General features: G+C 41.6%; 12 protein-coding genes and 2 other annotated features. Of the genes, 5 read left to right on the forward strand and 7 right to left on the reverse strand.

Going from position 1 to position 12,183, the window contains the following annotated elements; all coding sequences use genetic code 11:
- The first annotated feature begins 117 nt into the window (after nt 1–117).
- The 5 genes from ACFSBH_RS17965 to sipW all read left to right on the forward strand — a co-directional run bounded on the left by ACFSBH_RS17965 (nt 118) and on the right by sipW (nt 3,907).
- Entirely contained in the window at nt 118–711 is a 594-nt protein-coding gene (locus tag ACFSBH_RS17965) for a CalY family protein (RefSeq protein ID WP_251515076.1), read from the forward strand.
- A gap of 42 nt (nt 712–753) precedes the next feature.
- The gene (locus ACFSBH_RS17970; RefSeq protein WP_379598931.1) at nt 754–2,352 is read left to right on the forward strand and encodes a M4 family metallopeptidase; all 1,599 of its coding nucleotides are present in this window, start codon (nt 754–756) and stop codon (nt 2,350–2,352) included.
- A gap of 145 nt (nt 2,353–2,497) precedes the next feature.
- Nucleotides 2,498–3,058: a TasA family protein gene (locus ACFSBH_RS17975; RefSeq protein ID WP_251515070.1), complete on the forward strand. Its 561-nt coding sequence runs from the start codon at nt 2,498–2,500 to the stop codon at nt 3,056–3,058.
- Nucleotides 3,059–3,086: 28 nt separating this feature from the next.
- On the forward strand, nt 3,087–3,338 hold the full coding sequence (locus ACFSBH_RS17980; RefSeq protein ID WP_251515067.1) for a hypothetical protein: 252 nt from the start codon (nt 3,087–3,089) through the stop codon (nt 3,336–3,338).
- Nucleotides 3,335–3,907, forward strand: a complete 573-nt coding sequence (gene sipW, locus ACFSBH_RS17985; RefSeq protein ID WP_251515063.1) for a signal peptidase I SipW — start codon at nt 3,335–3,337, stop codon at nt 3,905–3,907. Before ACFSBH_RS17980 ends, sipW begins: the two co-directional genes overlap by 4 nt.
- Nucleotides 3,908–3,953: 46 nt before the next feature.
- Here the strand turns inward: sipW and ACFSBH_RS17990 are convergent, their stop codons facing one another.
- From ACFSBH_RS17990 to trpE, 7 genes are all read right to left on the reverse strand, one after another.
- Nucleotides 3,954–4,931: a D-2-hydroxyacid dehydrogenase gene (locus ACFSBH_RS17990; protein ID WP_251515060.1), complete on the reverse strand. Its 978-nt coding sequence runs from the start codon at nt 4,929–4,931 to the stop codon at nt 3,954–3,956.
- Nucleotides 4,932–5,032: 101 nt separating this feature from the next.
- A complete protein-coding gene (trpA, locus tag ACFSBH_RS17995; RefSeq protein ID WP_251515057.1) occupies nt 5,033–5,824 on the reverse strand; it encodes a tryptophan synthase subunit alpha in 792 nt (263 codons plus the stop codon).
- A gap of 30 nt (nt 5,825–5,854) precedes the next feature.
- Nucleotides 5,855–7,021, reverse strand: a complete 1,167-nt coding sequence (gene trpB / locus ACFSBH_RS18000; RefSeq protein ID WP_251515056.1) for a tryptophan synthase subunit beta — start codon at nt 7,019–7,021, stop codon at nt 5,855–5,857.
- Complete coding sequence (locus ACFSBH_RS18005; protein WP_251515055.1) at nt 6,987–7,631, reverse strand: phosphoribosylanthranilate isomerase; 645 nt, start codon at nt 7,629–7,631, stop codon at nt 6,987–6,989. Before ACFSBH_RS18005 ends, trpB begins: the two co-directional genes overlap by 35 nt.
- On the reverse strand, nt 7,621–8,415 hold the full coding sequence (gene trpC, locus ACFSBH_RS18010) for an indole-3-glycerol phosphate synthase TrpC (protein WP_251515054.1): 795 nt from the start codon (nt 8,413–8,415) through the stop codon (nt 7,621–7,623). Before trpC ends, ACFSBH_RS18005 begins: the two co-directional genes overlap by 11 nt.
- Nucleotide 8,416: 1 nt before the next feature.
- The gene (gene trpD, locus ACFSBH_RS18015; RefSeq protein WP_379598939.1) at nt 8,417–9,442 is read right to left on the reverse strand and encodes an anthranilate phosphoribosyltransferase; all 1,026 of its coding nucleotides are present in this window, start codon (nt 9,440–9,442) and stop codon (nt 8,417–8,419) included.
- Nucleotides 9,443–9,488: 46 nt separating this feature from the next.
- A complete protein-coding gene (gene trpE, locus ACFSBH_RS18020; RefSeq protein ID WP_251515051.1) occupies nt 9,489–10,889 on the reverse strand; it encodes an anthranilate synthase component I in 1,401 nt (466 codons plus the stop codon).
- A 63-nt stretch (nt 10,890–10,952) separates the two neighbouring features.
- Nucleotides 10,953–11,224 (reverse strand) — a binding site (T-box leader).
- A gap of 43 nt (nt 11,225–11,267) precedes the next feature.
- Nucleotides 11,268–11,512, reverse strand: a binding site (T-box leader).
- Between the last annotated feature and the right edge of the window lie 671 nt (nt 11,513–12,183).

Consider the following 12,183-nt stretch of genomic DNA (forward strand, 5'->3'; position numbering starts at 1 on the left):
GAGGTGATGAGGAAGATTCATTGACCCTATACCTTTGAAAGGGGGTATTATCATTCTAGTTCCCATATATAACCTTAGCTTCTAAATCTAGTAAAAATCGGAATAGGAGATGAAAAAATGAAAATCAGAAAAAAACTCAGTTCAAGTATTGCTACGGCTGTTTTAGGAACCTCTTTACTGGTAGGTGGAACCTTCGCTTATTTCAGTGACCAAGTAGTGACGAACAACGTATTCGCTGCAGGAACATTAGATTTATCACTAAACCCAGAAACAGTAATCAATATCGATAATATTAAACCAGGTGACTCCATCATGCGTGAGTTTGTACTCACCAATAGCGGTAGCTTGAAGATCGACACGGTGAATCTTGAAACCGCCTACAATGTTATTGACGTCAATTCAGACAACGGCTCAGAGGATTTTGGTGATCACATCCGCGTTAACTTCCTGTGGAACTGGGATAAAGAAAGTGAACCCATTTTCCAGACCACACTAAGTGAACTTCAAAATATGGACCCGGATGTAGTCCAAAGAGACATTTGGGATCCGTTATGGAGACAGAAAGGCGGATTGGAACCTGGAGCCACGAATGATTTCTGGGTAGAATTCGAGTTTGTTGATAATGATGAAGACCAGAATATTTTCCAGGGAGATAGTCTAGAACTAGTCTGGACGTTCCAGGCGACTCAAACAGATGGTGAAGAACGCTAGAATCATATACCCATCAACTAAACAATTAAAATGATTTGGAGGATGAGTAGATTGAATACAAGAATTAAAGTATATTCATCGATTGCAGCTTTATCTATTGGTCTAGGAGCATTCTTCACCACCGGGTCCGCCTCTGCGGAAGAAGTCAAAATTAACGAAGTACATGAAACCCCTTCCTACATCATCGATAACTGGAGTGCTCCTCAGAAATTGAGCAAAGAAGAGATTGCAATTGAATTTTTGAAACAAAACAGCGCTAAATTTAAATTGAATAAAAGTGAAGCAGAAGAAAGCTTTATTATTGTCGACGAGATCGCTGATGACAGTACAGGTACCCATCACTTCAAGCTTGAGCAGGTCTATGAAGGGATTCCAGTGTACAACGGAGGCCAGACGATTACTCTAGATGAGAATGATAATGTCACTTCCTACTTCGGTACAGTCATACCAGACCTAGCTAAAGAAATGATAGAAATCGAGAATATCATTTCTGAAAAAGTTGCAATAGATAAAGCTAAAGCAGCTTTAGAAAAGCGAATTGGCACTGTCGAAAATTATGATGGCGAGGTGAAAGCTGAGCAATATATCTATGAATATAAGGACAAATTCTACCATACGTACCTTGTCACAGCTTCCACTTCAGAACCACAAGTTGGATTTTGGCATTACTTTATTGATGCGACAAATGGCAAAGTAGTAGACAGTTATAATGCTGCCCATAACGTGACAGCATTCGGAAATGGAGTGTTTGGTGAAAGGCGGAAATTCGAAGCATCATTACTTGATGGATTATATGGCCTTCATGACCAAACAAGAGGTCAAGGAGTACTGACTTTCGATAATAACCATAACGATGCTCTAGTCACCAGTGTCAGTAAGATGTTTACGGACGGAGCGGCAGTTGATGCCCATGCAAACGCTCAAATAACCTATGATTACTTCAAACGTACGTTCAATCGGGATTCTGTCGATGATAATGGACAACCATTACTTTCAAGAGTCCACGTAGGAGAGAATTGGGCGAACGCATCATGGAACGGCGTTTATATGTCTTATGGTGATGGAGATGGTGTCCGTTTCCATAATCTAGCTGCAGGACTGGACGTTGCAGCACATGAAATGTCCCACGGTGTAGTTCAGCATACAGCCAACTTGATTTACAGAAACGAATCTGGAGCTCTTAATGAATCCTTTGCAGATATCTTCGGCGCGATGGTTGATCGGGATGATTGGATCATTGGGGAAGATATTATGGCAGACGGTACCATTGGATTGCGATCATTGGAAGACCCAGCCGTTTTGATAGAGAGAAGAACGGCAGCACCATACCCAGATCACTGGAGCTTACGTTATGAAGGTCCACTGGATAATGGTGGGGTTCACATCAATAGTAGTATCAATAATAAAGCCGCATACCTCGTTTCAGAAGGTGGCGAACATTACGGTGTAGTGGTGGAAGGTGTCGGACGTGAAGCAACAGAACAAATCTATTACCGTGCCCTCGCCAACTACCTGACACGCAACTCTGATTTCAGTATGATGAGACAAGCTGCAATCCAGGCTGCAACAGATCTATACGGTGCAGACTCTGCTGCAGTTCAAGCAGTGAAACAAGCCTATAATGCTGTAGGGGTCTATTAAGAAATAAACTGTTAAGAGAATAGTAGAACGGGCTACCGGCGGCCAGAGGATAAGGAAAACGACATATAACTTTGGCCGCCAAATTTTCAAAGATAGTTCAACATTTATTCTTTACATAAAACATCTATCATAGGAGGAGGTTCGGGTGAAGAAAACAAAAGAATTAGTGACTAGTATATTTTTTGCAATGGTTGGATTGAGTTTGATTGTCGGAGGAACGAGCGCTTACTTTACGGATAGTAAAGATACGAACAATTCCTTTGAAATTGGATTAATGGAATTAGGAATTGATACTTCAAGCATTATCCAACTTTCTGATTTCATCCCCGGCGACTCGATACAAAGTGACTTTGAGTTGACGAATGAAGGTTCTATCGACATGAAAGAGATTCAGTTAATTACTTCTTACGAGATTGTAGATCATGGGGAGCCTAATGAAGGAGATGACCTCGCTGATTATATAATCGTGGAACTCATTCATCAGGAGGAAAAGAAAAGTCTATTCGAAAAGTCACTCTCCCAATTAAATAATGAGCCAACAACCATATTGGATTCCTTACCTACCCAAAGCACACCCCAGAAGTTCACCGTTCGTTTCAGTTTTCTTGATAACGGGGAAAATCAAAACCATTTTCAAGGAGATGTCTTGAATTTGAAATGGCAATTCGAAGCTATGCAAAGAGATGGAAAACATAAAGAGGAATGAGCATGACGGTTGAAAGGCGGTTTTATAAATGAGGATAAGATATGCGAAAACATTATTTCAAACATTGTTAAAGACAGCTGCTGTTTTTTATCTACTCCTCCTCTCTATTACATACGTATCCTCACCGACTGTTGCTTATATTAAGGAAACTAAAGTCGTTGAAAGCTCCATTGAGATTGGAGTATGGGAATCAGGAGATGATAGTGAGATGGTAACGGAAGAGAATTTAGAAGATGAAGAAGAAAACATGCCTAAAGATGAGGAGGATGAAGAAAAATGATTATGCGTAGAGTATTTAAGTGGTTGAGTTCAATACTTTCAGTATTATTTTATACTGCATTGATCACCGTAGGATTACTTGTCATTTCCACAGCTCTCTCAGGAGGAAAACCAGAACTTTTTGGTTACCAAATAAAGACCGTCCTATCCGGCTCAATGGAACCGGGTATTCAAACTGGTTCGATTATTATCATTGAATCCGTAACAGAAGAAGAAAAGAATAGTCTAATACCAGGTGACGTCATCACATTCTTGGAAGATCAAAATACGCTGATTACCCACCGGATCACCGAGGTGAATCAAACTGATAACAATGTTCTATACACGACAAAAGGTGATAATAATAATGCGATAGACAGAAATCCAGTACTGGCTGAAAATATTGTTGGCTTGTATACAGGGATAACGATCCCCATGGTTGGTTATGCTGTAAGTTTTCTTCAATCCCCTCAAGGCATCATACTCTGCCTTATCATTCCAGGCATATTAATGCTAGGCTATTCTATCTTTAATATTTGGCGAGTAATGAGAAGCGTAGAGAAGCAAATGAAGCCTGAAAGTGCGGAATGAGAGAATCCCCTTCTCAACTGATTAAAAGGGGATTATTTGTATCCATTTACTGATTCACAACGTTTATAGGATTTCCCTCCAAATATTTGCTTAAATTTTCAACAGCAATATCCAGCAGCCGCTGCCTTGCTTCTAGACTTGCCCAAGCTATATGTGGAGTGATGATGCAATTTTTTGCTTTTAGGAGCGGGTTATCCTCTGATATCGGTTCTTCTGATACCACATCAAGACCTGCTCCTGCAACTTTCCCTCGATTTAATGCATCAGCAAGGTCCGCTTCATTGATAAGAGCACCACGAGCATTATTAACGATGAGGACACTATCTTTCATTTGTTCAATAGACTCTTTATTAATGAAACCTTCATTTTCCTCTGTCAATGGACAATGCAGCATAATCACATCTGCTTCACGATATAGTTCTTCAAGTGTTGCATAGCGTACACTTTCCGTTTCGATGACTTTTTCTCGGGTACGATTGTACGCTAGCACTTTCATGCCAAATGCTTGAGCAATACGGGAAGTCGTTTGCCCTATTTGCCCATATCCGATAATGCCCATTGTCTTACCTGATAGTTCAATGATTGGATGATTCCAGAAACAGAAGTCAGGGCTGTTCGTCCATTCCCCATTCTTTACGGCGTTACTATGGTCTCCCGTACGATGACAAAGTTCTAACAGTAAAGCTATCGCAGCTTGAGCGACCGTATCCGTCCCATAACTTGGAATATTCGTTACTGTAATATTTCTTTCTTTAGCAGCTTCCACATCGACCACATTGTAACCTGTCGCAAGCACACCGATATATTTCAACATCGGAAGTTCGTCAAGAATTTCTTTCGTCAGTGGTGTTTTATTCGTTAAAATGACTTCAGCATCTTTCGCCCGTTCAATAATGAGAGGTGCTTCTTCTATGGAATAAGTTGTACGGTCATAAATCTCGAAATCTGCTAATTCCTGAAGTGGCTTCCAATCGAGATCTCCAGGGTTTAACGTATAACCATCTAAGATTACTGCTTTAGACAATGTTACACCTCCTTTAATTGATGATACTTATCTAATATGTCTGAATGTTCCACTATAATATATCATCTCCAAGAAGGTCTACACAACGAAAATGAGATATGTCAGGACAAGCTCCCCGCTTTCCTGCTCCCCTCTATTAACCGCTTTATTTCATCCAACTTTCCTTCATGCAAGAGCTGAACGATTTTACTTCCGACGATTACTCCATCACAATGTTCGCTAAGCTCTCTTGCCTGTTTACTTGTTGACACTCCAAATCCCGCCAACACCGGAACACGACTATAAGTCTTTAAATCTTGCAAATACGTGGTAACATGGGAGTCATGTTTTTCCCTAGCACCAGTCGTCCCAGTCACAGCCACGGCATAAAGAAACCCTTCTGAACGCTTGGCTAATTCAATTAAACGCTCTTTTGGACTCGTCATAGCAGCCAACCTAATAAAAGCAAGATCATGTTTTTGCAGTGCTGGAGAAATAATGTCTTCTTCCTCCATCGATAAATCCGGAATGATTACCCCATCCACTCCTGCCTGCTCACATTTCAGTGCAAACTGTTCCACACCAAATGCTAAAATCGGATTAATGTAAGTCATGATCACAATCGGAATGGAACGACGATCTTTCGTTTCTTGTAAAATATCCAACACAGCTTGAAGGTTTGTTCCTTGTTTTAACGCCCGAATCCCTGCTTCCTGTATCGTTGGGCCATCTGCGACAGGATCGGAAAATGGAATACCGAGTTCAATGACAGAAGCTCCATTCTCCTCAAAGAATCGGATTCTTTCCTCCAATACATCAAGTCCCCCGTCACCAGCTGTCATAAATGGCGAAAATATCTTTTCTCCTGCTGCAAGCTTTTGCTGCAAGACTAGTTCCAGTTTAGCTCTTCCCATGTTATTTCCTCCCTTTCATTTTCCACTTTTCTAAAGATCCTTATCGCCACGTCCCGATAAGCAAACGACAATCGTCTCATCGGCAGCCATTTTTTGAGCCAGTTTCATCGCATGAGCTACAGCATGTGAACTTTCCAGTGCCGGAATGATTCCTTCTGTACGTGACAGCAATTGAAAAGCCTCTAATGCTTCTTCATCCGTGACTGACGTATAGGCCACTCTGTTAATCTTATGGAGATGACTATGTTCAGGTCCAACTCCTGGATAATCAAGTCCGGCAGAGATGGAGAAGGCCTCTTCGATTTGCCCATGCTCATCTTGTAAAAGATGTGTTAATGTACCGTGCAAAACGCCAACTTTTCCGGCTGAAAGTGTTGCCGCATGCTGACCTGTTTTAATGCCTTTACCACCAGCTTCAACTCCAATCAACGAAACATCGTATTCTTCAATAAATGGATAAAACATTCCCATTGCATTACTTCCACCACCGACACAAGCTACAACTGTCTCAGGAAGTTTCCCCTCCTGCTGAAGGATTTGTTTTTTCGTTTCCAAACCGATCACCGCTTGAAAGTCCCGAACAATTTGCGGAAACGGATGTGGTCCGACTACCGATCCGATAATATAGTGGGTATCTTCGACATGATTTACCCAGTATCGTAACGCTTCGTTCACTGCATCCTTCAGAGTCCCGCTACCTTGAGTCACACCGCGAACCTCTGCACCGAGCAATTCCATTCGCTGCACATTTAGCGCCTGCCTCCTTATATCCTCCTCCCCCATAAAGACGATACATTCGAGTCCAAGCAGTGCACAAACCGTCGCTGTCGCAACTCCATGCTGTCCAGCACCAGTTTCTGCAACCACTTTTTTCTTCCCCATCCGGACCGTAAGCAAGGCCTGCCCAATCGTATTGTTAATCTTATGTGCTCCGGTATGATTCAAATCTTCACGTTTCAAATAAATCTTCGCACCGCCAGCTTTTTCCGTAAGCCGCTCGGCAAAATATAATGGAGTTTCCCGACCAACATATTGCTTCAAATAGTAATCTAGTTCTTTAATAAATTCAGGATCCTCCTTTGCCTCTTGATAAGCTTTCTCCAATTGCAGTACTGCTGGCATTAATAATTCTGGAACGAACCGCCCTCCAAATTCCCCGTATTTACCTTGTGAATTGGGCATGGTGTATGTTTTCATGCTTCTCGTCCTCCCTTTCCTTTGCTCGTTTAATAAACTGTCTTATTTTTTCTATGTCCTTCTTTCCGTCCGTCTCCACTCCGCTGGATACATCCACACCAACTGGTTTTACCTTTTTAATTGCTTGCTGAACATTTTCCGGAGTAAGTCCACCAGCTAGGATTAGTTTCTTGTTCGTTTTCCATTCATTGAGTACGTCCCAGTCGAACGTCTTACCAGTCCCACCACGAACACTTTTACTCGGCGTATCAACTAAAAGATAATCGCAAGGGTAATCATCGTGTTGGGCCAATAACTGCTTCTCTGCCGGAAGAGCTTTGATGATTTCCACCGGTAAACTTTCAGCAGTGACCGAAGATTCATCTCCATGTAATTGAATGAAATCCAATCCGACTTCACTTGCAATTTCACGCATGACAAGAGGTTTTTCATTTACAAACACTCCGACTTTTTTGACAGAAACAGGTACGTTTTTAGCAATTTCAGCTGCTTTTGCCGGAGTAATTTTCCGTTTACTCTCGGCAAAAACAAAACCGATAAAATCAGCACCAGCTTCCACTGCAGCAATGGCTGCTTCCCTCGTCGTAATGCCACATATTTTAACGAGCATGTTGCTCACTGCCTTTTGATAGAGGGATTTGCATTTCACTAAAAGTTGCATTTAAATCGTCTGATCGCATGAGTGTTTCACCAACAAGGATTGCTTCGGCTCCCACCTTACCTACTCTCTCAACATCCTGTCTTACGCGCATGCCACTTTCACTAATCAAAATCGTGTTGGGATTTGTGATATACGAAGCAAGTTTCTCGGTCGTCGCGAGATTCACTTCAAAAGTTTTCAAATTGCGATTATTAATACCGATAATCTCGGGCTGGATAGCCAGTGCGCGCTCCATTTCCACTTCATCATGCACTTCTACGAGCACCTCCAGGCCAAGATTTGTTGCATAATCATACAATTCTTTTAGTTTTTCATCATCCAGAGCCGCAACAATCAGTAAGATAATTGTCGCTCCTGCCGCACGTGCATGGTCGATTTGCAGTGTATCAATGATAAAGTCTTTACATAAAACTGGAAGATCCACTGCCTTTCGAACTGCATGCAAATCGTTTAATGAGCCATTAAAAAATGTTTCATCCGTCAAAACTGAAATGGCAGCTGCCCCATTTCCTTCATAAGTCTTTGCTTGTTCAATTGGATCAACAGTTAAGTCAATTGCCCCTTTTGAAGGGGAAGCTCGTTTTATTTCTGCAATAATGCTCATATTTGAGGAAGAAGCAACCTGCTCCTTAAATGTAGGGACAGGCTTTTCCACCTCCTTCAACAACGGAAGATTAATCAGCTCAACAAGTTCTTTTCTTTTTTGGGCAATAATTTTATCTAAAATTGTCATATTAGTACACCTCACTAGGAATTTTTTTACTGAAATCAATCAAGCGTTCTAATTTATCCAGAGCAGCACCAGATTTAATGCTTTCCCTTGCAAGAGAAATGCCTTCCTCAATGGAAACAGCTTTGCCACTCGTAAAAATGCCCAGACCAGCATTTAAAAGGACGGTATCTAAATAGGGACCTTCTTTTCCTTGTAACACGGAAAGGAGAATTTCTGCATTTTGCTTTGAATCTCCACCGCGGATTGCTTCGTTTGGAAAAACCGGCAATCCAACTTCCTCCGGATGTAGCGTCATTTTGGTCAGCTCCCCGTTTTCAAGGATGACGAGGTGATTCTCTCCTGCTAAAGATGCTTCGTCCAAAGAACCAGCTCCAGTTACAGCAACGGCACGACGGCGTCCAAGTTTTTGCAGTGATTCTGCAACTTTTAGGAGCAAATCTTTTCGATAAACACCAACAAGCTGGCTGTCTAGTTGGATTGGGTTGGTCAGTGGACCAATCATGTTAAAGATTGTCGGCACTCCAAGATGTTTCCGCACGACGGAGAATGGCTTCAACGCTTCATGGACATGTGGTGCAAATAAAAATGCAATGTTATTTTCATGAATCATTTCAGTCACGTGTTCTTTTGAGAAAGATAGTGAAACACCTAATTGCTCAAGCACATCTGCACTTCCAGTCTTACTGGAGATGCTCCGGTTACCATGCTTTGCCACCTTCAGCCCCGCACCGGCCATGACAAAGGCTGATGTTGTGCTCACATTAAAGCTATAAGATTGGTCACCTCCTGTTCCACAATTATCAATTGCAGCAAAGTCCCTTTCCATATGGAAGGAAGATTTCTCACGTATGACTTCCGCTAGCCCCGTAATTTCTTCTGCAGTCTCCCCTTTTGCCTGAAGTGCAATAAGGAAACCGGCAATTTCCGCTTGTGACACATTCCCGGTAAAACATGCTCTTGCAGCCTGCTTCATTTCTTCCAACGTCAAATTCTCTTTATTCATCAACTTTTTCAGATAAAATTTCATTTTTCTTGCCCCTTTCTCATCTCTTCTCATCTAAATTCTCTTCTTACTACTGTGAAACATATGCCGCTTCAAGCAACGAACGTGCTTTATGCAATGTTTCCTCATATTCCTTACTTGGGTCGGACTCACTGACAATCCCAGCACCCGCTTGCAGATAAGCTGTCTCCCCTTTAACGAACAAGGAACGGATCGTCAACGCCATATTCAAATCTCCGTTGTAATTGATATAGCCAATTCCTCCACCATAAGGTCCGCGCATTTTATCTTCCAGTTCATTAATGATCTGCATCGCCCGAAGTCTTGGAGCGCCAGATACCGTTCCTGCTGGGAGGCAGGAAATGAGAGCATCAATACTTGATAAATCTTCCCGTAATCTTCCTTTCACCTCAGATACGATATGCATGACATGTTGATATTTTTCAATGACCATATCAGTGGGGACCTGGATACTGTCCTCTTCACAAACTCGAGCAAGATCTTCTTTACTGAGTTCGACCAGCATCTCATGTTCGGCAAGTTCTTTTTCATCGGCCAGTAATTCAGCTTCGAGCTTCAAATCTTCTTCCACCCTGTTTCCACGTGGCCTGGTTCCTGCAATTGGATTAGTTGTAACCTCTCTGTCCACCACTTGGAGCAGGCTTTCTGGAGAAGCTCCTAGCAACTTGTAATCTTGGAAATCCACGTAAAACATGTAAGGCGATGGGTTGCTCTCCCTTAAGCTCTTGTAAAAGGAAAACGGGAAATCTGGCTTATTTTTGATTTGAGCAGTGAGCCTCTGGGAAAGTACAACTTGTAGCACTTCACCTTTCTCGATATACTCCTTGGCTTTGGCCACCTTTTCTTTGAAACTCTCTTCCGCTTCCTGTGGCAGAAATTCTGCATGTTCCATTCCTACTGATAATGAGGATTCAGTTGTCACTACCTCTTTCAATTCCTGGACACGATTGTCTAAATTCGAATCAGGTGCACCATTCGGATTTACTGCGATAAGGTAAATTGCCTCTTTCGCATGATCAAACACGATGATGTCTTTAAAAAGCATGAAATGAATTTCCGGCAATTGCAGTTCGTCGGGAAGCGGACCGCCAATATCCTCAAAGTCCCGGATGGCATCATAGCCTACATATCCAACTGCTCCTCCAAAAAAGGGTACCGGCAGATGTGTCTCCATTTTGGGAAGATGTTTTTTTAAATAATGGAGCACATGGATATCCTTCTTCTCTGTTTCACCTTTTTCCAAATGATGAATTGTCGTTTCACCAGACTGCCCAATTACTTCTTGATATGGGTTCATACCCAAGAAGGAAAACTTCCCCTTTTTCTCATGGGAGAAAGTACTTTCCAGCAGGAATTTTTTCGTTCCTGAAAGATTTTCAAAAACATGAATCGGTGTCTTGCCTTCTGCGTCGAGTTTCACATACTGATAAGTCAGAGCCGTTGAGGTCAAATTTTTCACTCCTTTAAAATTGGTAAAATAAAAACGCCCTCTACAAACACAACATAAGTGTTTATAGAGGACGTTTGCGACCGTGGTGCCACCTCTCTTTGAAAAGAAATATCTTTTCATCTTTTTCAGATACAGAAGGAATATGACGTACTTCCTTCGATATCCTATCCGTATAACGGCGGAAACCCGTGTTTTCCTACTGCAATCAGTGCAAGCTTGTTCAGAAAACCTCTCGTAAGTCCATTCAACAACCGGCCACGTACTGGATTTCCACCATCACCAGCTCTCTTTAACGTTTTTCCGGATTGCCTACTACTCTTACTCCACGATTTATTGTATTTGAATTTTTTCTATAAAATCAAAAAGGTCCCCCATCCAAAAAAGGACGAGGGACCGTGGTGCCACCTTTATAAGCTGTAAAAGCTCACTTTAACAGCATCAAGCAATCATGCTTAATACCTGTCTCATATAACGATAAGACGTAATCGCCAAAGCCTACTGCCTAACAGAGTTCGGTTTGGAAGCTCAGAAGTCCATTCATTTATTGGAAGCACACTGGTTCGCACCAACCACCAGCTCTCTTAGAGTCCCGATAAATTACTACTCTTCATCAACGCTTGAATTAATTAAATTATTAGAATTAAGATTAAGATAATTAACATGATATGTCAAGAGACTTTTTAAAGTTTTTTCAAAAATATGAGAAAAGGAGGAGTTGGCATAGGTATTTCGGCATATTCCAGAGCATTTGTGCGATTTTTTGTGCGATTTGAAGATAGGTTCTAATGGGTAAACTAACTTTAGGTAATCATACATGCAATGAGAGGTGAGAATTCGGTGGCTAGTCGAAAGTAGAGGTTCTTATATCTAATTAGAAAATGAAGCTCAGAACCTAGTCGAACGGAAGAAGTTCTCACATTTGATTAGCGGCTGAAATTCCGTGCCTAATCGAACGTAAGAGGTTCTCATATCTGATGAGAAGATGAAATTCAAAACCTGATCGAACGGAAGATGTTCTCACATCTGATGAGAAGATGAAATTCAAGACCTGATCGAACGTAAGAGGTTCTCATATTTGATTAGCAGATGAAATTCCGTGCCTAGTCGAACGTAAGAGGTCCTCACATTTGATTAGCAGGTGAAATACAGTACCTAATCAGACGCTAGAGGTTCTCACATCTGATTAGAAGGATAACGTCCTTATAATTGTGTAAAAAGGTATAAAAAAATAGGTCATCTTCCAGACCCATGTTAAAATATTTTCGACCAAGAAAACAACACATGGAGGTAGGAA

Origin of the sequence: Oceanobacillus luteolus, from assembly GCF_042678205.1 — a bacterium.
Taxonomy (GTDB): Bacteria; Bacillota; Bacilli; order Bacillales; family Amphibacillaceae; genus Oceanobacillus; species Oceanobacillus luteolus.

Bases quoted from the DNA above. Each gene is read 5' to 3' on its own strand.
- sipW (WP_251515063.1), top strand. From the start codon at position 3,335: ATGATTATGCGTAGAGTATTTAAGTGGTTGAGTTCAATACTTTCAGTA.
- trpB (WP_251515056.1), bottom strand. From the start codon at position 7,021: ATGAAAACATACACCATGCCCAATTCACAAGGTAAATACGGGGAATTT.
- trpC (WP_251515054.1), bottom strand. From the start codon at position 8,415: ATGACAATTTTAGATAAAATTATTGCCCAAAAAAGAAAAGAACTTGTT.
- ACFSBH_RS18005 (WP_251515055.1), bottom strand. From the start codon at position 7,631: ATGCTCGTTAAAATATGTGGCATTACGACGAGGGAAGCAGCCATTGCT.
- trpA (WP_251515057.1), bottom strand. From the start codon at position 5,824: ATGGGAAGAGCTAAACTGGAACTAGTCTTGCAGCAAAAGCTTGCAGCA.
- ACFSBH_RS17965 (WP_251515076.1), top strand. From the start codon at position 118: ATGAAAATCAGAAAAAAACTCAGTTCAAGTATTGCTACGGCTGTTTTA.
- ACFSBH_RS17970 (WP_379598931.1), top strand. From the start codon at position 754: ATGAGTAGATTGAATACAAGAATTAAAGTATATTCATCGATTGCAGCT.
- trpD (WP_379598939.1), bottom strand. From the start codon at position 9,442: ATGAAATTTTATCTGAAAAAGTTGATGAATAAAGAGAATTTGACGTTG.
- ACFSBH_RS17980 (WP_251515067.1), top strand. From the start codon at position 3,087: ATGAGGATAAGATATGCGAAAACATTATTTCAAACATTGTTAAAGACA.